The organism is Mycobacterium sp. E2327, assembly GCF_001672675.1.
Classification (GTDB): Bacteria; Actinomycetota; Actinomycetes; order Mycobacteriales; family Mycobacteriaceae; genus Mycobacterium.
This window is the reverse complement of record NZ_LZKE01000048.1, coordinates 13,022-32,999: the sequence shown is the minus strand read 5'-3', so window position 1 is coordinate 32,999 and position 19,978 is coordinate 13,022. Positions and strand designations below refer to the sequence as shown.

General features: G+C 67.6%; 24 protein-coding genes and 2 tRNA genes. 15 read left to right on the top strand and 11 right to left on the bottom strand.

Annotated features, from left to right (window positions below; genetic code table 11):
• Positions 1–46 precede the first annotated feature (46 nt).
• Entirely contained in the window at positions 47–1,921 is a 1,875-nt protein-coding gene (locus A5712_RS06230; RefSeq protein WP_068102570.1) for an alkyl/aryl-sulfatase, read from the bottom strand.
• A 172-nt stretch (positions 1,922–2,093) separates the two neighbouring features.
• On the opposite strand from A5712_RS06230, the gene A5712_RS06225 reads away from it, so the two are divergent.
• A complete protein-coding gene (locus A5712_RS06225; protein ID WP_067154823.1) occupies positions 2,094–2,567 on the top strand; it encodes a lipoprotein LpqH in 474 nt (157 codons plus the stop codon).
• Between the two features lie 53 nt (positions 2,568–2,620).
• On the opposite strand, the gene A5712_RS06220 is transcribed toward A5712_RS06225, so the two are convergent.
• From A5712_RS06220 to A5712_RS06210, 5 genes are all read right to left on the bottom strand, one after another.
• Positions 2,621–4,138 carry a cell wall metabolism sensor histidine kinase WalK gene (locus tag A5712_RS06220; RefSeq protein WP_068102568.1) on the bottom strand — a complete coding sequence of 506 codons (1,518 nt, stop codon included), beginning with the start codon at positions 4,136–4,138 and terminating at the stop codon, positions 2,621–2,623.
• Positions 4,116–4,820: a response regulator transcription factor gene (locus A5712_RS06215; RefSeq protein WP_067154759.1), complete on the bottom strand. Its 705-nt coding sequence runs from the start codon at positions 4,818–4,820 to the stop codon at positions 4,116–4,118. The genes A5712_RS06220 and A5712_RS06215 overlap by 23 nt, the downstream gene beginning before the upstream one ends.
• A gap of 147 nt (positions 4,821–4,967) precedes the next feature.
• The gene (locus A5712_RS31225) at positions 4,968–5,123 is read right to left on the bottom strand and encodes a hypothetical protein (RefSeq protein WP_173817459.1); all 156 of its coding nucleotides are present in this window, start codon (positions 5,121–5,123) and stop codon (positions 4,968–4,970) included.
• 46 nt (positions 5,124–5,169) lie between these two features.
• A complete protein-coding gene (locus tag A5712_RS30050; protein WP_068179979.1) occupies positions 5,170–5,415 on the bottom strand; it encodes a hypothetical protein in 246 nt (81 codons plus the stop codon).
• Positions 5,416–5,505: 90 nt separating this feature from the next.
• A complete protein-coding gene (locus A5712_RS06210) occupies positions 5,506–5,916 on the bottom strand; it encodes an MmcQ/YjbR family DNA-binding protein (protein WP_068102566.1) in 411 nt (136 codons plus the stop codon).
• A gap of 99 nt (positions 5,917–6,015) precedes the next feature.
• On the opposite strand from A5712_RS06210, the gene A5712_RS06205 reads away from it, so the two are divergent.
• Both A5712_RS06205 and A5712_RS30690 read left to right on the top strand, forming a co-directional pair.
• Positions 6,016–6,852, top strand: a complete 837-nt coding sequence (locus tag A5712_RS06205) for a hypothetical protein (RefSeq protein ID WP_068102563.1) — start codon at positions 6,016–6,018, stop codon at positions 6,850–6,852.
• Between the two features lie 101 nt (positions 6,853–6,953).
• Positions 6,954–7,343 (top strand): hypothetical protein, encoded by a 390-nt coding sequence (locus tag A5712_RS30690; RefSeq protein WP_156766440.1) that lies wholly within the window; start codon positions 6,954–6,956, stop codon positions 7,341–7,343.
• A 41-nt stretch (positions 7,344–7,384) separates the two neighbouring features.
• Here A5712_RS30690 and A5712_RS06195 read toward each other — a convergent pair whose 3' ends face one another.
• On the bottom strand, positions 7,385–8,329 hold the full coding sequence (locus A5712_RS06195) for a class I SAM-dependent methyltransferase (RefSeq protein ID WP_068102562.1): 945 nt from the start codon (positions 8,327–8,329) through the stop codon (positions 7,385–7,387).
• A gap of 103 nt (positions 8,330–8,432) precedes the next feature.
• Between A5712_RS06195 and A5712_RS06190 the strand changes: the two genes are divergently transcribed.
• From A5712_RS06190 to A5712_RS06170, 5 genes are read left to right on the top strand one after another with little or no spacing between them, the layout of a single operon-like run.
• Positions 8,433–8,780, top strand: a complete 348-nt coding sequence (locus A5712_RS06190; RefSeq protein WP_068102559.1) for a nuclear transport factor 2 family protein — start codon at positions 8,433–8,435, stop codon at positions 8,778–8,780.
• A gap of 2 nt (positions 8,781–8,782) precedes the next feature.
• Positions 8,783–9,826, top strand: a complete 1,044-nt coding sequence (locus A5712_RS06185; RefSeq protein WP_068102556.1) for a phosphotransferase family protein — start codon at positions 8,783–8,785, stop codon at positions 9,824–9,826.
• Between the two features lie 19 nt (positions 9,827–9,845).
• A complete protein-coding gene (locus tag A5712_RS06180; protein ID WP_068102550.1) occupies positions 9,846–10,346 on the top strand; it encodes a hypothetical protein in 501 nt (166 codons plus the stop codon).
• Positions 10,347–10,384: 38 nt separating this feature from the next.
• Complete coding sequence (locus A5712_RS06175) at positions 10,385–11,005, top strand: hypothetical protein (protein ID WP_068102548.1); 621 nt, start codon at positions 10,385–10,387, stop codon at positions 11,003–11,005.
• Between the two features lie 42 nt (positions 11,006–11,047).
• Complete coding sequence (locus A5712_RS06170; RefSeq protein ID WP_068102546.1) at positions 11,048–11,590, top strand: GNAT family N-acetyltransferase; 543 nt, start codon at positions 11,048–11,050, stop codon at positions 11,588–11,590.
• 30 nt (positions 11,591–11,620) lie between these two features.
• On the opposite strand, the gene A5712_RS30685 is transcribed toward A5712_RS06170, so the two are convergent.
• Complete coding sequence (locus tag A5712_RS30685; protein WP_197519310.1) at positions 11,621–11,782, bottom strand: hypothetical protein; 162 nt, start codon at positions 11,780–11,782, stop codon at positions 11,621–11,623.
• A 344-nt stretch (positions 11,783–12,126) separates the two neighbouring features.
• Between A5712_RS30685 and A5712_RS06165 the strand changes: the two genes are divergently transcribed.
• Genes A5712_RS06165 through A5712_RS06155 form a run of 3 tightly spaced genes read left to right on the top strand, consistent with a single transcriptional unit; the run spans position 12,127 to position 15,332 of the window.
• Positions 12,127–12,876, top strand: coding sequence for a hypothetical protein (locus A5712_RS06165; protein ID WP_068102544.1), 750 nt, complete (start codon positions 12,127–12,129; stop codon positions 12,874–12,876).
• A complete protein-coding gene (locus A5712_RS06160; RefSeq protein WP_197519309.1) occupies positions 12,873–13,715 on the top strand; it encodes a hypothetical protein in 843 nt (280 codons plus the stop codon). Before A5712_RS06165 ends, A5712_RS06160 begins: the two co-directional genes overlap by 4 nt.
• A 27-nt stretch (positions 13,716–13,742) precedes the next feature.
• Entirely contained in the window at positions 13,743–15,332 is a 1,590-nt protein-coding gene (locus A5712_RS06155; protein ID WP_068102542.1) for an amidohydrolase family protein, read from the top strand.
• Positions 15,333–15,382: 50 nt separating this feature from the next.
• Here the strand turns inward: A5712_RS06155 and A5712_RS06150 are convergent.
• Positions 15,383–15,455: transfer RNA gene (locus tag A5712_RS06150), tRNA-Arg, on the bottom strand.
• A 32-nt stretch (positions 15,456–15,487) separates the two neighbouring features.
• Positions 15,488–15,579 (bottom strand) — tRNA-Ser (locus A5712_RS06145).
• Between the two features lie 89 nt (positions 15,580–15,668).
• Between A5712_RS06145 and hisC the strand changes: the two genes are divergently transcribed.
• Both hisC and A5712_RS06135 read left to right on the top strand, forming a co-directional pair.
• Positions 15,669–16,745, top strand: a complete 1,077-nt coding sequence (gene hisC / locus A5712_RS06140) for a histidinol-phosphate transaminase (RefSeq protein ID WP_068102540.1) — start codon at positions 15,669–15,671, stop codon at positions 16,743–16,745.
• Complete coding sequence (locus A5712_RS06135) at positions 16,742–17,203, top strand: DUF4334 domain-containing protein (RefSeq protein ID WP_068102538.1); 462 nt, start codon at positions 16,742–16,744, stop codon at positions 17,201–17,203. Before hisC ends, A5712_RS06135 begins: the two co-directional genes overlap by 4 nt.
• Before the next feature lie 55 nt (positions 17,204–17,258).
• Here the strand turns inward: A5712_RS06135 and A5712_RS06130 are convergent, their stop codons facing one another.
• Entirely contained in the window at positions 17,259–17,843 is a 585-nt protein-coding gene (locus A5712_RS06130) for a TIGR03086 family metal-binding protein (RefSeq protein ID WP_197519308.1), read from the bottom strand.
• A gap of 23 nt (positions 17,844–17,866) precedes the next feature.
• On the opposite strand from A5712_RS06130, the gene A5712_RS06125 reads away from it, so the two are divergent.
• Both A5712_RS06125 and lipE read left to right on the top strand, forming a co-directional pair.
• The gene (locus A5712_RS06125; protein ID WP_068102533.1) at positions 17,867–18,691 is read left to right on the top strand and encodes a crotonase/enoyl-CoA hydratase family protein; all 825 of its coding nucleotides are present in this window, start codon (positions 17,867–17,869) and stop codon (positions 18,689–18,691) included.
• A 25-nt stretch (positions 18,692–18,716) separates the two neighbouring features.
• Positions 18,717–19,955: a lipase LipE gene (gene lipE, locus A5712_RS06120; protein ID WP_068102531.1), complete on the top strand. Its 1,239-nt coding sequence runs from the start codon at positions 18,717–18,719 to the stop codon at positions 19,953–19,955.
• Positions 19,956–19,978: the final 23 nt, after the last annotated feature.

The following is a 19,978-nucleotide window of genomic DNA, read 5'->3' as shown; positions in this document are numbered from 1 at the left end:
CAGGATCGGCGGAATTCATGCGATTCTGCGTCTGCTCGCGAAGTAGCTACGGCGTAACGATGTTGAAGGCCGGGTCGGGCTCGTCGAGCGCGCCGAGGAAGGCCTGCAGCGCCGCCTGGTCGCCCGAAACGTCCAGACCGGGCGAGGCGAAGTCGCCCATCGCCGCGGCCAGCAGCCGAAACTTGCTGTCGGCGTTCACCGTAACCGTCGCCGTCGCCGGGTCGGGCGCCACCCGGCGGTGCACGAGTACCCCGTTGCGCAGGCTGAGCCGGTAGTTGGCGGCCGCGTCGGCGAACGCGATGTCGACGGCGATGTCGAGGTCCCAGCTGCGCGGCCCGTTGACCCGGATGGCGAGGCTGTCGAAGATCTGCTCGGGCGTTAGCTGAGAAAGCATTGTGGGAGAAGCGACTTGGGCCGCGGTGCCGAAGTTGCCGTCGCGCAGTTCGGCGGCGGCGCTCAGGAAGAAGTTGCGCCACGTGGCGTTTTCGGCGCCGTAGGCCAGCTGTTCAAGCACATCGGAGTACAGCGAGCGGGCGGCCGCGTGCCCGCTGTCGGTGAAGACGGCATGATCGAGTAGCGTTGCCGCCCAACGGAAGTCACCGGCATCGAACGCCGCCTGGGCGAGCTCGACGACCCGGTCGATGCCGCCCATCGCGTCGACGTAGCGGGGCGCGATCGCCTCCGGCGGATGGGGCCACAGCCGCGCCGGGTTGCCGTCGAACCACCCCATGTAGCGCTGGTAGACCGCCTTGACGTTGTGGCTGACCGAGCCGTAGTACCCGTGGGTGTGCCAGGCCCGCTCCAGCGCGGGTGGCATTTGAAACGCCTCGGCGATCTCGGCGCCGGTGTGCCCCTGGTTGAGCAGGCGCAGTGTCTGGTCGTGCAGGTAGGCGTACAGATCGCGTTGCAGCGAAAGGAATTCGACGATGTTCTCCCGGCCCCAGGTGGGCCAGTGATGGGAGGCGAACACCACGTCGGCGCGATCGGCGAAGGTGTCGATGGCCTCGGTCAGGTAGCCCGACCAGGCGTGCGGGTCGCGCACCAGCGCGCCGCGCAGGGTCAGCAGGTTGTGCAGGTTGTGGGTGGCGTTCTCCGCCATGCACAGCGCGCGGAACCGCGGGAAGTAGAAGTGCATTTCGGCCGGCGCCTCGGTGCCGGGCGCCATCTGGAACTCGATCTCCACACCGTCGATGGTGTGTCTCTCACCGGTCGCCCGAATGTCGACGGTAGGGACGATGATGCCGATCTCGCCGGTGGACGCGGCCTGACCCAGCCCGCAACCCACGTGGGCCCGCGGTCCGCGCGCCAGCATGGACCCGTACATGTAGGTGGCGCGCCGCGTCATCGCCGGGCCGGCATAGACGTTCTCCTGGACGGCGTGCGCGGTGAAGCCCTCCGGGGCCAGCACCGCCACCGCGCCGCTGTCCACGTCGGCTTGCGTGGTGACGCCGAGAACGCCGCCGAAGTGATCGACGTGGCTATGGGTGTAAATCACTGCGACGACGGGACGGTCTCCGCCACGGTGGGTGCGATACAGGTTCAGCGCCGCCGCCGCGACCTCGGTGGATATCAGCGGGTCGATGACGATGACGCCGGTGTCGCCCTCGACGAAGGTGACGTTCGAGATGTCCAGGCCGCGGACCTGGTAGATGCCCGGGACCACCTCGTAGAGCCCCTGCTTGGCGGCCAACGTCGATTGGCGCCAAAGGCTCGGATGCACGGACGTCGGCGCGTCGCCGGTGAGGAAGGAGTAAGCGTCGTTGTCCCAAACCACGCGCCCGTCGGCCGCGGTGATGACGCACGGGGACAGGGCCGCGATGAAGCCGCGATCGGCGCTCTCGAAGTCCCTCGTGTCGTCGAACGGCAGGGCGTGTTCGCGATGGGCCGACTCGATAAAGGCGACCGGGGGTTTGTGATCCACCGCAACACAGTGCCATTAATGCGCCCTTCGGTGGAAGGACGTGTGCAGAGCCGGCGGGTTAACCGATGCGAAACAATTTCGCCGTATCTCTTTCCTGCGGCACGGCAAACTTGCATACTGCCTTGACGGTTCTCAATGCCGAGGACCGCAACGATCGGGCAAAGGAGAACAGGTGAAGCGTGGACTGACTGTCGCGGTGGCCGGAGCGGCGATTCTGGCCGCAGGCATTTCCGGGTGTTCGAGCAACAAGTCGAGCACGAGCGGTAGTGCGAACGGCACGTCCGTTGCGGTTGCCACCCCAGGAAGCGGCGCGGCGGCGCCCACGGTGACCATCGACGGCAAGAACCAGAACGTGACCGGGTCCGTCGTGTGCACGACGGTCGGCGGCAACACCACCATCGCGGTCGGGGGCGCGGCGACCGGCATCTCCGTCGTGCTCGCCGGTGACAACACGGTGAAGTCCGTCGGGCTCGGCAACGTCAACGGTGTGACCCTCGCGTACGCGCAGGGTTCCGGCCAGGGCAACGCCTCGGCGACCAAGAACGGCAACAGCTACAAGGTCACCGGCACCGCCACCGGGGTCGACATGGCCAACCCGATGCAGCCGGTGAACAAGCCGTTCGAAATCGACGTGACTTGCTCCTAGCCCGGTGACGATGCGGGCCGGAACGGCCCGCTGAGGAGGCGGGCAATCGGGCCTTAGCCAGATGACGATGCGGGCGGTTGCCACCCGTTGAGTGGCAACCGCACCGTGAACTCGGTGTGACCGGGTGCGCTGTCGACCGTGATCGTCCCGTGGTGCGCCTTGACGACCGCGGAGACGATCGCTAATCCGAGGCCGGTGCTGCCACCTTTGCGCGAGCGCGAGGAATCACCGCGGGCGAACCGCTCGAACACCTCGGACTGCAGCCCCGCCGGAATGCCGGGGCCGTTGTCGATGACCGACAGCACGGTCTGCGTCGGCTCGGTGCTCAACCGGGTCGTCACGACGGTGCCGGGCGCGGTGTGGACCCGGGCGTTGGCCAGCAGGTTGGTCAGCACCTGCTGCAGCCGCGCCGCATCGCCGGTGACGACCACCGGCTCCTCCGGCAGGTCCAGCTCCCACTGGTGATCCGGCCCGGCGACGTGCGCGTCGCTGACGGCGTCGACCGCCAGCCGCGACAAATCCACCGGTTGACGTTCCAGCGGCCGGCCGGAGTCGAGGCGGGCGAGCAACAGCAGGTCCTCGACGAGGCGCGTGATCCGCTCGGTCTCCGACGCCACCCGGCTCATCGCGTGCGCGACGGCCTCGCGGTCGTCACCCATGCGCTGGGTGAGCTCGGTGTAGCCCCGGATCGCGGCCAGCGGCGTGCGCAGCTCGTGGCTGGCGTCGGCGACGAACTGGCGTACCCGGGTCTCGCTGGCCTGCCGCGCCGACAGCGCCGCCGCGATGTGGTCGAGCATCCGGTTCAGCGCCGACCCGAGCTGACCCACCTCGGTGGACGGGTTCGCGTCGGACTCGGCCACCCGCACCGGCAACTCGACCTCGCCGCGGTCCAACGGCAGTTCGACGACCTCGCTGGCGGTTTGCGCGACGCGGCGCAGCGGGGCCAGCGCCCGCCGGATGATGACGACGCCGGCACTGGTCGCGGCGACCAGGGCGATCACCGTGACGATCCCGAGGATGACCAGCATCCGGATCATGGTGGCGTCGATGTTCGACATCGACAGGCCGGTGACGATGACGTCCCCGCCGCTGCGGCTCGGGGCGGCGACGACGCGGTATCGACCGAGTCCGTCCAGTTCGAGCGTCACCGGCTTGCGGCTGCCGGCGATGTGTTCCAGTTGCGTCTGCGCGGCCTGGGTCAACGCGGCCCGCGCGCCGTCGCTGGTCAGGTATCCGGCGTCGACGATCTTGCCGTCGGTGATGACCGCGGCGACCATGCCGGCGGGCTGGCCCGGCGCATCGAGGAACCGCGGGCCGGGACCCGGCCTGGGATAGAAGTGCGACTCGTGGCGCCAGCCCGGGCGTTTCGGTTCGGGGTACATCAGCGCGGAGCGGTACGAGGTCCCCGCGAGTTGCCCGTCGAGCTGCGCGACCAGGTGGTGCAGCAACGCCAGTTCGGTCGCCGCGGTGATGCCGATGCAGACGATGGCGAGCACGACGATCTGGCCGACCAGCAGCCGGAGCCGAAGTGACCAGACCCGCCGCGTCCTAGCGGGCGGGCTTGAGGACATAGCCCGCGCCGCGCAGCGTGTGGATCATGGGTTCACGACCGTTGTCGATCTTCTTGCGCAGGTAGGAAATGTAGAGCTCGACGATGTTCGACCGCCCGCCAAAGTCGTAACTCCACACCCGGTCCAGGATTTGGGCCTTACTCAGCACCCGCTTGGAGTTGCGCATCATGAACCGCAGCAGCTCGAACTCGGTGGAGGTCAACGAGATTGGTTCGCCCGCTCGGGTCACCTCGTGGCTGTCCTCGTCCAGCACCAGGTCCCCGACCACCAGCTGCGCGCCGCTGTCCACGGTCGTCACCCCGGTGCGACGAAGCAGCGCCCGGAGCCGCAGCACGACCTCTTCGATGCTGAAGGGCTTGGTCACATAGTCGTCGCCGCCGGCGGTCAGGCCCGCGATGCGGTCCTCGACGGCGTCCTTGGCCGTCAGTAGCAGCACCGGCAGCTGCGGATTGTCCTCGCGCAGCTTGTGCAGCACGTCCAGCCCGCTCATGTCGGGCAGCATCACGTCGAGCACGACAACGTCGGGACGCTGGGCCCTGGCCGCGGCGATCGCCGATGCGCCGTCGCCCGCGGTGGAGATGGTCCAGCCCTCGTATCGCAGCGCCATAGAGACCATTTCCGCCAGCACAGCTTCGTCGTCAACGACGAGGACATTGATCGGGTTGCCGTCCGCACGGCACATGACAACCCGCTCTACCGAGGCCCGGGACTGCGTCACAGGTTCCAGTATCCGCGCCGGGCTGAGGCAACGCTATGGCGTTCCTTTGCGTCACCTGTGAAAAGATCGCGTGACTGGCGGGCAGTCACGCGATCCGGTTTCACGGGGTGCCTAGTACCAATACCGCCTGCCGGCGACCGGCCGGCCGACGGAGCCCATGATCCACAGCACCGCGCCGATGACGAGCACGACGATGCCGATCTCCCACAACAGCGGGAGGCTAAACACAAACCCGAGAATGAGTAGCACTACGCCGAGGATGATCATGACAACTTCCTTTTTGTGAGGGGTCTACGTGATTTCGTGGCCGTTTCTAGACCACTGCTAGACCACTGGGCATTGAACTGGGCTGCGGGACATGGCAATCCTTCACTTTGGGATTGACGCCCGCGTAATTCAGGGGACCGGCGATAACCGTCAACGCAATGTTTCCCGCGGTGACACAATTCGTTGCGCCGCCCTTGAAGTAGTCGCGCTGAAAAGCCGCGAAGACTCCGATGAGCAACCAGATCAGGACAATCCCGCCGATCACTCCGCGACCACCCATGGTGACCTCCATTGTGTTCGAGAAAAAATCTCGTGGCCCTAGCGTTACCCGTTGGACGTGCGTCTAAACGTGGTCCCTGCCGGGCCCTTAACGCCGTCGTTATCAGGAATGCTCCGCGAGCCAGGCCTCGGCGCGTCGCCTGGAGGCGCGTGAGAGCCACGCGTCCTGAATCAGCTCCGCGAGTTCGGTCCTGGTGATCTCGGCCCGTCGGCCGGCCCGTACCAGCACCGAGGGATGCCCGTCGAAATGGCTTGTGGTGAAGAACGGCGACGCGGGATCCTGGACGAGCGCGAGCTTGTCGCTCTCCGACTCCACCCACAGCATGATCACGTCGGCGTAGCGTTCACCGGTGTCCGGATCCGTCGCGTCGGGCTGCGGGGTGCGGAAGAACACGAACGACTTCCCGCCGACCTGGTAGATGGGGTTGCCCTTCGGGCCCTCCAAGCGCTTGACGTGTGGCATCGACGCGGCGATCCGATGCACGTCGCTGACCCGGGCCGGCCGCTCAGCCATAACCGCGAGATTACCGCGGTCGGTAGCATGGCGAGTGGGGTTGCGGTGAAGGGGGATTGACGTGGATCGCTTTCGGCTGAGCTCTCGAGGCGATGCGACGTGACCGACACCCTGTTCGCCGACGTCTCGGAATTCCAAGTGCCCGTGGACAATTCCTATCCGTACCCGGTGCTTTCCATCCGGGTGTGCGACGGCACCTATCGAGATCACAACTTCGCGGCGAATTACGCATGGATGCGCGCGGCTCTGGACAGCGGGCGCCTGACCTTCGGGATCGTTTACACCTACGTGCGGCCGAACTGGTTGGACAATGCCAACACCGTGCGCTCGATGATCGATGCGGCGGGCGGATTGCACCCGCGGGTCGCGCTGATGCTCGACGTGGAAGCCGGCGGCAATCCGCCCGGTGACGGCTCGAGCTGGATCAACAGCTTGTACTGGAATCTGGCCGACTATGCCGGGTCTCCGGCGCGAATCATCGGGTACGCCAACGCCTATGACTTCTCCAACATGTGGCGCACCCGGCCCGCGGGCCTACGCGTCATCGCGGCCGGCTACGGGTCCAACCCGAACCTTCCGGGTCAAGTCGCGCACCAGTACACCGACGGCACGGGCTACTCCCCCAACCTGCCGCAGGGGTGCCCACCGTTCGGCCATTGCGACATGAATTCCGCCGACGGGCTGACACCACAGGATTTCGCCGCCGCGTGCGGCATCAGTACGAACGGAGGATGGTTGATGGCGCTCACCGACGACGAACAAGCCGAACTGCTGAGCAAGGTCCGCGACATCTGGGACCAGCTGCGAGGGCCCGGCGGCGCGGGCTGGCCGCAACTCGGTCAGAACAGCGAAGGTCAGGACCTGACACCCGTCGACGCGATTGCGGCGATCAAGCGCGACGTGGAAAGCTCGGCGGGCCTGCAGGCTTCGCAATAGCCGCCCTCGCCACACGGCGCTTCCGAGTAACCCGGGGTCCTATCCCACGGAGAGTCGTTCCCATCCAAGGGTGCGCACCGACCAGGAGGGTTACCACCGTTATGCGCCAGCCTCATCGTTCGCTCGCTGCGCTGCCGGCCGTCGCCGCGACGGCTGCGGCTGTCGCGTTGGCCTCCGGCTGCTCCCACTCCGATTCGGCGGCCCAGCGCCACCCGTTGATCGCCGCTGGTTCGGAAGCCGCCACGGGTCAGCCCTTGCCGGGCGCCGGCGAGGAAGTCCTGTTCGAGCGCAACATCAAACCGCTCTTCCGGGCGGACGACCGCGACTCGATGAAGTGGGCGTTCGACCTGTGGTCCTATAACGACGTCAAGGCTCACGCGGCGGCCATCGTCCAACGCCTTCGCGATGGCTCGATGCCATGCGACGGAGCGTGGTCGGCCCAGAAAGTCGACGTCTTTCAGCGCTGGATCGACTCCGGCATGTCCCCTTAGCAGTTCACCATGAAAGCCGTTGGCTCTCAAAAAGATCGCGGTCAGCCCGCTCGCCGCTGGGCCGACACGTAGAGGGTGGGCGGCATAACGTTCCCCCCGTCCTGCGGAATGGCGCGGCCGTAGCGGGCCATCAGCTCCGCGAAGGTCGCCGTGGAGACCTCCCAGCCGTGCTCACGCAGCCAGCCGTCGACGGGCGTGCGCTCCTCGGGGTACCAGAGGTCGTCGAAGTCGGTGATCTCGGTGTCCACCAGCCTGGCCGCCGCGGCCCGCATCCGCTGCATGTCCTCGCGCTGTCGCCGAACGAGCTCGGGATCGGTGAAGCCCTCGCCGGGAACGTTGGAGGCGAGCCAACTACCCTGCGCGCTGAGCGCATGGATGCGCTCGAACAGCAGGTCCTGGGCCTGCGCCGGCAGATAACGGACGAGGCCCTCGGCCGACCATACCACCGGCCGCGCCGCGTCGAACCCGGCTTCCTGCAAGGCCTTTGGCCAATCCTGACGCAGATCGATCGCCACGTTCACCAGCCGCGCGTTCGGCTGCGCGCCGTGCTCGCGCAATGTGTTGGACTTGAACTCCAGCACCTTGGGCTGATCCAGCTCGTACACGACGGTGCCGTCGGGCCAGGGTAGCCGCCAGGTGCGCGCGTCCAGGCCGGCAGCCAGGATCACCACCTGGCGAACTCCGGCGTCGGCCGCGCCCATGAAGAACTCGTCGAAAAACGCTGTGCGCGTGGCCATGAAGTCGATCATCAGCTGAATCCGCGACCGCACCTCCGGTTCGAGCTCGACCGCCTTGGCGAGCCGCTTGGGGTCGGCGTAGATGCTCCACATCCCCTCGCCCGCCGCATCGACGAACACCCGCGCGAACGGGTCCTTGATGAGCGGGTTCTCGCTCTCGGTCTCGGCGGCGCGCGCCGCCGCGACGCCCAGCGCGGTGGCTCCCACGCTTTGGGTGATGTCCCAGGAATCGTTGTCGGTACGCGGCATCGCGGTTTCCCTTCGCAGCCTCAAGTTCGTTAGTTGCCCACACTATTGTTCCAGGACTCCGGCCCCGCCGGCAGCCGACCGCCGGTGACCTACGCTTCTTCCCATGACGCGTACGCCGCAGGAGATATTTGCCCACCACGGGCAGGCGCTCGGCGCAGGCGACCTGGACGGGATCGTCGCCGACTACACCGCGGATTCCGTGGTCATCACCCCGGCCGGCGTCGCGCGCGGCCGGGACGGGATTCGCGGGGTCTTCGCGAAATTGCTCGGCGACCTGCCCGACGCGGCATGGGATCTCAAGAACCAGGTCTTCGAGGGCGACGTGCTGTTCCTGGAGTGGGCGGCCGATTCACCGCTCAACCGGGTCGACGACGGCGTCGATACGTTCGTGTTTCGCGACGGCATGATCTGGGCGCAGACCGTTCGCTACACCCCGCGGCCGAAGGGCTGAACATGGAGCCCACCAACGTCGGGGCCCTCGAGGCCGTAGCGGAATGGATGTCCGGGCAGGGGCTCGGTGAGGGTCCGCTGGAGGATGTCACCAACCTCACCGGGGGCACCCAGAACGTCATGCTGCGCTTCACCCGGGCCGGGCGCCCGTACGTGTTGCGGCGCGGACCGCGGCATCTGCGCCCGCGCAGCAACAGCGTGATCCTGCGCGAGACGAAAGTCCTTGCGGCGCTGGCCGGTTCCGATGTGCCGCACCCGCACCTGATCGCCACCTGCGACGACACCAGCGTGCTTGGCGACGCCGTCTTCTACCTGATGGAGCCGGTCGACGGGTTCAACGCCGGCGAGGGGCTACCGCCTTTGCACGCCGGCGACGCCAGCGTGCGGTTCGGGATGGGCCTGTCGATGGCCGACGCGCTGGCGCGGCTCGGCGCCGTCGACCACGTGGCAGTCGGGCTCGCCGACTTCGGCAAGCCGGACGGGTTCCTGGAGCGGCAGGTGCCGCGCTGGCTTTCCGAGCTGGACTCCTACAGCGAGTACGACGGCTACCCCGGGCCCGACATCCCGGGGATCGAGGAAGTCTCCGCCTGGCTGGAGCGCCGGCGACCGACGACCTGGACCCCCGGGATCATGCACGGCGACTACCACGCCGCCAACGTGATGTTTTCCCGCACCGGGCCCGAGGTGGTCGCCATCGTCGACTGGGAGATGTGCACGATCGGTGACCCGCTGCTGGACCTGGGCTGGCTGCTGGCGACCTGGCGCCAGCCCGACGGCTCCAGCGTGTTCAGCCATGCCCTGGGCGGCCAGGACGGGCTGGCCAGCACCGACGACCTGTTCCAGCGGTACGCCGCCAACACCACCCGTGACCTGTCGAACATCACCTGGTACACCGTGCTGGCCTGCTTCAAGCTCGGCATCGTGATCGAGGGGACGCTCGCCCGGGCCTGTGCGGGCAAGGCCGAAAAGGCGGTCGGCGACCAGCTGCACGCCGCCACGGTGCACCTCTTCGAGCGGGCGCTGACGCTTATCGGCGACGAATCCTGACCCACTAACATCTCCCTTCGTGCCGCCCTACCCCGAGAACCCCGACTTCTACTCCGAGCCGACCCAGGCCGCCTATGGCGGCTATTACGACGAACCGGCCGCTCAGCCGCCCGAGCCGCCGACTCCCTGGTACCGCCGCCCGGCGGCGCTGGTCGCGGCCGGCGCTCTCGGGGTGATCGTGCTCGGCCTGGCGGCCTACGCGGTGGTCAAGCTGGTGGCCGGTTCCCCGTCGCCGGCGCCGACCACCACCACGACGACACCGGCTCCCACCACCACCGCTTCGGCGGCGACCACCACGACGGAGCCGCCGCACCACCACGGCGGCGGCGGTGGCGCGCCGACCCAGACCGTCACCGAGACCGCCCCGCCGGCGAGTACGGACACGGGAACCCCGAGCACCGACACCCCGACGACGACGGTTCCGCCGAGCACGGTCACCGTTTCGCCAAGCACCGAAACCAGCACGGTGACCCAGACCGTGACCATCCCGCCGCGTCGGCCGTTCCAACCGCGCCCATAACCGGGACACGTTGGGGGCCATGGGGCTAGCCTCCATGCGTGGACGTCGGGGAATCGGTCAGGCGCTCGCTTGACCATTGGGAGCACCGCGATTGGGAGGCGGCAATGCTGCACGCCGGCAACGCGGTCGACGGCACCTCGAAGAAGCGCTATCCGCAGCAGGGCGTCGCAACCCGGTTCAAGCGCACGATCCGGGACTCGCTGGACATCTTTCAGGTGATGGCCGCGCCCGGCATCGATTTCGATCAGAGCCGCTTTCCCATCGCGGTGAAATCGGACCTGCCCGACGGCCGTCCCGACATCGCCGACGTCCTCTACGGCGTGCACCGCTGGAACCACGGCCACGAGGACGAACTGCCCGAGGGTTTCGAGCTGACCCCGCATGGGCCCCGCCCCGCGGGAGTACAGATCTGGCGAACCGGGAGGATCCAGCTTCCCGCCTCGACGGTGATCGGGTTGTTGGCCGTCGCGGTGTTCTCCCCCGAGAACAAGGGCGAGGACATCCCCGATGGGTACCAGCTCAGCTGGTACCAGTACGTCTTCCACGTCTGCATGTGGTGGGGTTGGCAGGACCACTTTCGCGAGATCATCGCCACCGCCCAGATTCCGCGGACGACTCTCGACTTCGCCGAGTCCTGGGACGACTGGTCGCCGGTGTAGCGGCCAAAGTCGCTCGCCTGCAAGCAGTGACAGACTGCTTACATGCAAACGAGCATCGGCCTGGTGCGCCCCGCTTCCGCGCACGACGCGGCCGCCTGCGTCGCGATCTACCGCCCATATGTGCTGGAGACGGCGATCAGCTGGGAGCTCGAAGTCCCGAGCGAAGCCGAGATGGCGGCGCGGATCACCGCCGCCCGCGAGACCCACGAGTGGCTCGTCCTCGAACGCGACGATCGGATTGTCGGATTCGCCTTCGGGCACACGCTCAATCGCCTGCCCTCCTACCGGTGGACGGCCGAGACCGGACTCTATGTCCATCCGGACCACCACCGCGCCGGCGCCGGCCGCGCGCTCTACACCCGGCTACTGCGCCGGCTCACGGAACGCGGCTACCGGCAGGCCCTCGCCGGCATCACCCAACCCAACGAGGCCAGCAACCGTTTCCATCGATCCTTCGGGTTTGAGGAGGCCGGGCTGTACCGGCACGTCGAATGGAAACACGGCCGCTGGCACGACGTCGCGTGGATGCAGCTCGATCTGGCCGGTTCGGCCGACACGGAAGCGCCGCCCGGCCCGATCGTCTGAGCCGGGGGCGCCTTTACCGAATGAAAAGAGTCAGGGGCTAGCGACCGCCAGCGCCGCCGCCCACGCGGCCACCCGCGCCACCGCCGAGGCGACCACCCGCGCCGCCTCCGAGGCGACCACCGGCACCGCCCCCGACACGTCCACCGGCGCCGCCACCCACGAAGCCGCCGCCGCCACCACCGATTCGCGCAATGCTGTTAGTCATGTGCGGAAAGTATCGCCGAAACCGCGCACCCACAATGAACGGACTCTTAACGATTCAAATCGTTTTGGGGGAGTCGCTCACCTCGTAGGCGCGTCCGACACCGGCTCCGATCACGAAACCGCCACGGCCGCCGCCAAAGCCGGGATGCCAACGTAAGTGGGGTAGTGCGCTACTCATGTGCTCCGCGTGAGCGTGCGTAATAGTTCTGACACCGCATCGGTGCAACCGAAACGAGCAAATTGTTCGATGGTGTCTCGGTCCGCTCGACGGACCACGACGGGGACGCCTTAGCGGTCGCGCCGTTTGCTTTTCAAATTCCAAGGAGAAACCGATGGCAAGCCAGACCCACATCGTCCGCAAGCGGATTACCGAGACCGTCGTGCAAACTCGGCGCCTGGGACGACACATCGAACACGACCCGCGGTCCCGTGACTTCCCGGCCGAGAGGGCGCAGGCCATAGTCTCGGTCGACCATCGTGCGACCGGCTTGCCACTCGACCAGGGCCAGATCGGCTCCTGCACCGCAAATGCATTGTGCGGGGCGCTAAATTCCGCGCCCGACTACACCGGCGCTAAGTCCTACACCGAATCCGATGCGGTCATGCTCTACGAATTGGAAACCAAACTCGAGGGCCAGCCCTATCCGCCCAACGACCCCGGCGGCTCGGGGCTCATGGTGTGCAAGGCCGCCCAGCAGCTTGGCTGGATCTCCTCGTACCGGCACGCGTTTGGGCTGCAACACGCTTTGGCGGCGCTGGTGATCCAGCCGGTGATCACCGGCTTCAACTGGTATACCAGCTTCGACGAGCCCGACCCGGACACCGGCCTGGTCACGATCACTGACGATGCCACCGTGCGCGGCGGCCACGAGGTGGTGGTCGACGGCATCGACGCCGACAACCAATTGATCTGGTTATGGAATAGCTGGGGGACCAACTTCGGTCGCGGCGGACGGTTCTGCATGTCGTTTGGTACCTGGGAACAACTACTCGCCGAGAGCGGCGACGTCACTGTCCCGGTCACTGCTTCGCAGACGCCCGCGACATCGCACAAAACCCGGCAAGAACGGGGCAACCAATGACGCTCAGTCTGATGCCCCAGACCTTTGATCCCGGTTACGTCGGCGAGCCGTTCCTGACCCTCTGCGATCAGGCGCCGGCGGCGCCGGTGTATCCCTACGACGCATTCCGCGTCGAATGGGGCCCGATCTTCCATCGCGGCCGGCTCGACGGTGCGGCGCGTCTCCTCTGCATCGGCCAGGATCCGGCCCAGCACGAGGCGGTGGTCCGCCGGATCCTGGTCGGGACGGCGGGACATCGCGTCCAGGGCTTTCTGGCGAAGCTCGGCCTCGATCGAAGCTATGTGATGGTCAATACCTTCCTCTACAGCGTCTACGGTCAGAGCGGGGGTAACCAGCATGTCAGCGACCCGCCAATCGTCCAGTACCGCAACCGGTGGCTCTCCGCGCTGCTGGCACCGGGGGCGATCGAGGCGGTCGTGGCGTTCGGCTCCCTCGCGGATCAAGCCTGGCGTGACTTTCTTCAGGATCCCGCCAACGCGGCCTACAAAGCACTCGCGTATCAGCATGTGCCCCACCCGACCTCGCCGGAGGGCACGGGCGGGACGCCGGCACAGATCGCCGCCGCGACCACGGCCATGCTGGTCCAATGGAACGCGGCGCTGCAGGTTCTCCGCAGCGCCGTCACCCAGCCCGACGCGGCACGCCCGTTCGTTCCCTATGGCGCCACATTCCTTCCGGCCGAACTGCCGCCCATTCCGGCATTCGATCTGCCGGCGGGAACGCCGGCCTGGATGCAGGGCGATAGCGGATGGGCGACGCGCACCGGCACGACGGCGGCGCTGAAGCGGCGCACCATCACCGTCCAGGTCCCCGACGGCATCGTCCCGGCCACCCCTTAAGGCGACCCTCCCGGAGGGAGTAGACCCATGAAATTCGTCCTGCACGGCTCTGTGGTCACGATGAACACCGCCTTCGATACCTGGCCGAACGGTGCGGTCTACATCGACGGCAACCAGATCGTTTCGGCCGGCGACCGTGGCGCCGCGGCGCCCCAGGGGTTCGCCGGAGCCCCGGTCGTCGAGACGGGCGGGTTCATTTTCCCGGGACTGATCGAGCTGCACAATCACCTGAGCTACGACGCCTTGCCGATGTGGCAGGTCCCGAAGCTCTACACGAACCGCGGCCAATGGCAGAACGACGCGGACTATGTCCGCTCGGTGTCCGCCCCGATGACGACGATCGCGAACTCCAAGGACCCGCACCTGCTTGCGGCGGTCGCGCGCTACGCCGAAACCAAGTGCCTGCTCGGGGGTGTCACCACCAGCGAGGGCATCTCACTCAAGTCCGAACAGCTGCAGGCGTACTACCACGGCGCCCTACGGGCGGTCGACGATCCCAACGACGCCGCGTTCCATCGAGCCACGACGCACATTCCCGACGTGGAAGCGTCGCAATGGGCGCAATTCAAGAAGGAGGTCGACAAGGCGTCCTGTCTGCTGCTCCACCTGAGCGAGGGCCTGGACGACGAAGCGCGCAACGCCTTCCTCGCGCTGAACAACGGCACGCAATGGGCGATCGGTCCGGCACTGGCCGGCATCCATTGCGCCGCACTCAAACCTGAGGACTTCGCCGTGCTGGCCCAGAACGGAGCGTCGATGGTGTGGTCGCCATTGAGCAACCTTCTGCTCTACGGCGGCACCGCGGACGTCAAGTCCGCCCGCGCCGCCGGAGTGCCCGTCGCCCTCGGCTCGGACTGGTCGCCCTCGGGCAGCAAGAACCTGCTGAACGAGCTCAAGGTTGCCAAGATCGTCAACGAGATCGATCAGATAGGACTCTCCGACCGCGACATTGTCGCGATGGCGACGAGCGCACCGGCGGCGATCGTGAAATGGGGCGCACTGATCGGCAGCATCGAGCCGTCCAAGCGCGCCGACGTCACCGTGATTGCCGCGGCCCCCTCGGCCGACCCTTACGCGGCCTTGATCGATGCCAAGGAAACCGACGTCGTGCTGGTGCTGGTCGACGGGCGCCCGGTCATCGGAACCAAGGACCTCATGTCCGGCTTCGGCGTCGCCGGCGAGGCGCTGGCGCTCGGGGCCGATACGCGCGTGGTGGACTACGGGCCGACTGATCCGAAGGTCCCGCCCATCACTTTTGCCGACGCCCGGGCCGCATTGACCGACGCGTTGCACCGGTTGCCGACCCTGCTCGCGGACGAAGAGCGCGGGCAGGGTGTCGCCGGGCGAAGCCTGACGGCCGCGCCGGAACCCGAGATGCGCCTGGCACTCGATGAGGAGCACTTGAGCGGGTTTGCCCTCCGTCCCAGCCTGCCCCTTGCCGGGCAGCAGACGGGGCCGGACGCGTGGTTGCCGGCGTTGGCGGCAGCGCCACTTCCGCCCAAGTCGCTCAGCCTCGACCCCGTGTGCGTGGCGGTTGACGCCGCGTACGGCGACGGCCTGCAAGGCCAGCTGAATCTGCCCCCTGAGGTCAAGCTGGCGCTAAAGGCCTACTACTGACCGGCCGTGGCACAGCGCTCGCTTTCACCGGCGTCCGATGCGGAAATGTGCGCGCCCGAAGGGATTCGAACCCCTAACCTTCTGATCCGTAGTCAGATGCTCTATCCGTTGAGCTACGGGCGCCTGTCTTCAGTTGTCTCGCCCCCGAAAGGGCGTGGCGGAGGCGAGAGGATTTGAACCTCCGGTCCCCTTTGAGGGGGACAACTCATTAGCAGTGAGCCCCATTCGGCCGCTCTGGCACGCCTCCATCGGACTTCCTGAGGGTACCCGAACCCTTACAGCCGTCCCTGAACCGCCGGAGGCATAGCGTACACAGCGCCGACATATGCTGTCGAAGTGACCGCCCGCCTGCGACCCGAGCTGGCGGGGCTGCCCGTCTACGTTCCCGGCAAGACGGTGCCGGGTTCGATCAAACTGGCCAGCAACGAAACGGTGCACGGGCCGCTGCCCAGCGTCCGCGCGGCGATCGAACGGGCCACCGACACGATCCACCGCTACCCGGACAGCGCGAATCTGCAGCTCAAGGCGGCGCTGGCCAAGCACCTCAGCTCGGCAAGCGCGGCGGACTTCGCGCCGGAGCAGGTCGCGGTGAGCTGCGGCTCGGTCAGCCTGTGCCAGCAGGTCATCCAGATCACCGCCGCCGCGGGCGACGAGGTGGTGATGGGGTGGCACAGCTTCGAGCTGTATCCGCCCATGGTTCAGGTGGCCGGCGCCGTCGCCGTCAAGGTGCCCTTGACCGACCACACGCACGACCTGTACGCGATGCTTGCCGCGGTCACCGAGCACACCCGGCTGATCTTCGTGTGCAACCCCAACAATCCGACCTCGACGGTGGTCGACCCGGACGCGTTGGCCCGTTTCGTCGAGGCCGTGCCGCCGCACATCCTGATCGCCATCGACGAGGCCTACGTCGAGTACATCCGCGACGGCATGCTGCCCGACAGCCTGCAGCTGGCCCGCACCCACAGCAATGTCGTTGTGCTGCGGACATTTTCGAAGGCCTACGGGCTGGCGGGCCTGCGCGTGGGCTACGCGGTCGGGCACCCCGACCTGATCACCGCGCTGGACCAGGTCTACGTGCCGTTCGCGGTGACGAGCATCTCGCAGGCCGCCGCCATCGCCTCGCTGGACGCCGCCGACGAGCTGCTGGCCCGCACCGACGCCGTGGTCGCCGAGCGCGCCCGCGTCAGCGCCGGACTGCGCGACGCCGGGTTCACCCTGCCATCCTCGCAGGCCAACTTCGTCTGGCTGCCCCTGGGGACACGGACCCGGGACTTCGTGGCGCGGGCGGCCGATGCGCGCATCGTGGTCCGACCGTTCTCGCCGGACGGGGTGCGGGTCACCATCGGGGCGCCGGAGGAAAACGACGCGCTGCTGCGGTTTGCCCACGACTGGATCAAGGAGACCCAATGAGCTTGGCCCGCAAGAAGTTCACCGAATTCAAGGAACGCGCCGGCGACATCGCCGATGCCGAGCTCGACGACTTCTGGACGACGCTGCAGCCGGCCGCCATCGACGAGATGATGGGCGAGTGGAAGGGCGGCGAGTTCGTCACCGGCCACAAGATGAACGGCCAGCTGGAAAAGGCCGGCTGGTACGGCAAGACCTTCAAGTCGGCCAGCGACGTGCAGCCGCTGGTGTGCCTGGACGCCGAGGGGAACAAGTTCTCGAACAAGGAGATGGGCAAGGGCGAGGCCAGCCTGTGGCTGGAGGAGTTCCGCGGCGAAGTCACCGCGACGATGGTCTACGACGGCCAGCCCGTGCACGACCACTTCAAGAAGATCGACGACGACGCGGTGATGGGCATCATGAACGGCAAGGGCGTGCTGGACGGCGGCCGCTACTACTACTTCTACCTCGAGCGGGTGTAGCTCCTACAGCCTCGATTGTGCGGCTGGCCGCACGCTCGGCGATACGGCGGAAAAGCTACTGCGCCGGGTCGCGGCCCGTGAAGGCGATCAGCTGCTCGAGGGCGCCGGCGTCGGCCGGCACGTCGACGGGCTCGTCGAACCCGGCGCGGCTGCGTTGCTCCGGGCGGATGATCTGGTGCGCCAGGCCCAGCACGTATTCGGCCAACGGCTCCGGGGCGTCCACGTCGTGTCCCACGGCCTTGGCGTAATCCCAGGCGTGAACCAGGAATTCGAGCGACAGGATGCCGCAGGCGCCCCTGGCCGGCATCTCCCCCTTGCCGAACGGCACGGTGCCGTCCAGGCCGTGGCGGTGCCACGCATCCAGGGCCGGGCGCGCCGCGGCAACGACCTGCCGCTCCACCGAATCGCTGGCGTCGCGCTCCGGAAGTTCCGCGCCCACCATGCGCCCAAGACCCGTGATCGAGGTCAGCAGGTGCTCGGTCAGCCGTGTCACGTCGAATTCGCGGCACGGTGTCTGCCGGGTCAGGTCGTCGGTCGCGATGGGGTGCAGGACTCGCTGCAAGACCGCCAGCGTGTTCTCGGCGCTGCGCAGCTCGTCGGTGGGTGGCGAATCAGGGCCGGGTCGCAAGTCGGGAGCCATATTTGCCACGCTACGGTCTCGATATGGGCGAGACATACGAATCCGTAACCATCGAGACCAAAGACAACGTCGCCCAGGTGACGCTGATCGGCCCCGGCAAGGGCAACGCCATGGGGCCGGCGTTCTGGTCGGAGATGCCCGAGGTGTTCGCGGCGCTGGACGCCGATCCCGACGTGCGGGCCATCGTGATCACCGGATCGGGCAAGAACTTCAGCTATGGCCTGGACGTGCCCGCGATGGGCGGTTCGTTCGCCCCGCTGTTGTCGGGCGACGCGCTGGCCGGCCCCCGCGCGGTGTTCCACCGCGAGGTCAAGCGCATGCAGGGCGCGATCAGCGCCGTCGCCGACTGCCGCACCCCCACCATCGCGTCGGTGCACGGGTGGTGCATCGGCGGCGGGGTGGACCTGATCTCCGCGGTCGACATCCGCTACGCCAGCGCCGACGCCAAGTTCTCGGTGCGGGAGGTCAAGCTCGCGATCGTGGCCGACGTGGGCAGCCTCGCCCGGCTGCCGCTGATCCTCAATGACGGGCACCTGCGCGAGCTCGCGCTGACCGGCAAGGACATCGACGCGGCCCGGGCCGAGAAAATCGGCCTGGTCAACGACGTGTACGACGACGCCGGCGCCACGCTGGCGGCCGCCCACGCCACCGCGGCCGAGATCGCCGCCAACCCGCCGCTGACCGTCCACGGCGTCAAGGACGTCCTCGACCAGCAGCGCATCGCCGCGGTCTCGGAGAGCCTGCGGTACGTCGCCGCCTGGAACGCCGCCTTCCTGCCGTCCAAGGACCTGACCGAAGGCATCGCCGCGACGTTCGAGAAGCGTCCGCCGCAGTTCACCGGGGAGTAGCGCGCCCTTGGCTACTCTCGCTGAGGTGACCACCACCGACGGAAGAATCCGCGTCCCGGCCGACCTGGACTCCGTGACGGCCATCGGGGCAGAGGATCACTCCGAGATCGACAGCGCGGCGGTCGAACGGATCTGGCAGGCCGCCCGGCACTGGTATGAGGCCGGCCTGCACCCGGCGATCCAGGTGTGCATCCGCCAACACGGGCGCGTCGTGCTCAACCGCGCGATCGGCCACGGCTGGGGCAACGCGCCCACCGACCCACCCGACGCCGAGAAAATCCCCGTCACCACGGACACACCGTTCTGCGCGTACTCGGCGGCCAAGGGCGTCACCGCGACCGTCGTGCACATGCTCGTCGAGCGGGGCGTCTTCTCGCTGGACGACCGGGTCTGCGAATACCTGCCCACCTTCACCAGCCACGGCAAGGACCGCATCACGATCCGGCACGTGATGACCCACAGCGCGGGCCTGCCCTTCCCCACCGGGCCGAGGCCGGACGTCAAACGCGCCGACGACCACGAATACGCGCAGCAGAAGCTCGGCGAGCTGCGGCCCCTCTACCGCCCCGGGCTGGTGCACATGTATCACGCGCTGACGTGGGGTCCGCTGATGCGCGAGATCATCTACGCGGCCACCGGCAAGGAGATTCGCGAGATCCTCGCCGCGGAGATCCTCGACCCGCTGGGGTTCCGGTGGACCAACTTCGGCGTCGCCAAGCAGGACGTTCCGCTGGTCGCACCCAGTCACCCCACCGGCCGGACCCTGCCGCCGGTGATCGCCCAGATCTTCCGCAAGGCGATCGGCGGAACCGTGCACGAGATCATCCCGTACACGAACAGCCCGATGTTCCTCACCACGATCGTCCCATCGTCCAACACCATTTCGACCGCCGCCGAGCTGTCCCGGTTCGCCGAAATCTGGCGCCGCGGAGGCGAACTCGACGGCGTGCGGGTGATGAGCCCGGAGACGGTACGGGGCGCAGCCGCCGAATGCCGGCGCTTGCGACCGGATTTCGCGATCGGCCTGATGCCGGCCCGCTGGGGCACCGGATTCATCCTGGGAACCAAGCGGTTCGGACCGTTCGGCCGCAACGCGACGGCGGCGTTCGGTCACCTCGGTCTGACGAACATCGCCGTCTGGGCCGACCCCGAGCGCGACATGGCCGCCGGCGTGATCAGCAGCGGCAAGCCCGGCCGCGACCCGGAAGCCCGCCGATACACCGCACTGATGGACACCATCGCCGCGGAGATTCGCACCGGTTGAGGCCGCGCGGCGGTGGGAACACT

Coding starts and splice junctions, on each gene's coding strand:
- A5712_RS06130 (WP_197519308.1), bottom strand. CDS start 17,843: ATGGCTCCCGACTTGCGACCCGGCCCTGATTCGCCACCCACCGACGAG.
- A5712_RS06215 (WP_067154759.1), bottom strand. CDS start 4,820: ATGTGCCGTGCGGACGGCAACCCGATCAATGTCCTCGTCGTTGACGAC.
- A5712_RS06210 (WP_068102566.1), bottom strand. CDS start 5,916: ATGGCTGAGCGGCCGGCCCGGGTCAGCGACGTGCATCGGATCGCCGCG.
- A5712_RS31225 (WP_173817459.1), bottom strand. CDS start 5,123: ATGATCATCCTCGGCGTAGTGCTACTCATTCTCGGGTTTGTGTTTAGC.
- A5712_RS30050 (WP_068179979.1), bottom strand. CDS start 5,415: ATGGAGGTCACCATGGGTGGTCGCGGAGTGATCGGCGGGATTGTCCTG.
- A5712_RS06125 (WP_068102533.1), top strand. CDS start 17,867: ATGGGCGAGACATACGAATCCGTAACCATCGAGACCAAAGACAACGTC.
- A5712_RS30690 (WP_156766440.1), top strand. CDS start 6,954: ATGCGCCAGCCTCATCGTTCGCTCGCTGCGCTGCCGGCCGTCGCCGCG.
- A5712_RS06160 (WP_197519309.1), top strand. CDS start 12,873: ATGACGCTCAGTCTGATGCCCCAGACCTTTGATCCCGGTTACGTCGGC.
- A5712_RS06135 (WP_068102538.1), top strand. CDS start 16,742: ATGAGCTTGGCCCGCAAGAAGTTCACCGAATTCAAGGAACGCGCCGGC.
- A5712_RS06220 (WP_068102568.1), bottom strand. CDS start 4,138: ATGTCCTCAAGCCCGCCCGCTAGGACGCGGCGGGTCTGGTCACTTCGG.
- A5712_RS06155 (WP_068102542.1), top strand. CDS start 13,743: ATGAAATTCGTCCTGCACGGCTCTGTGGTCACGATGAACACCGCCTTC.
- A5712_RS06195 (WP_068102562.1), bottom strand. CDS start 8,329: ATGCCGCGTACCGACAACGATTCCTGGGACATCACCCAAAGCGTGGGA.
- A5712_RS06190 (WP_068102559.1), top strand. CDS start 8,433: ATGACGCGTACGCCGCAGGAGATATTTGCCCACCACGGGCAGGCGCTC.
- A5712_RS06185 (WP_068102556.1), top strand. CDS start 8,783: ATGGAGCCCACCAACGTCGGGGCCCTCGAGGCCGTAGCGGAATGGATG.
- A5712_RS06170 (WP_068102546.1), top strand. CDS start 11,048: ATGCAAACGAGCATCGGCCTGGTGCGCCCCGCTTCCGCGCACGACGCG.
- A5712_RS06165 (WP_068102544.1), top strand. CDS start 12,127: ATGGCAAGCCAGACCCACATCGTCCGCAAGCGGATTACCGAGACCGTC.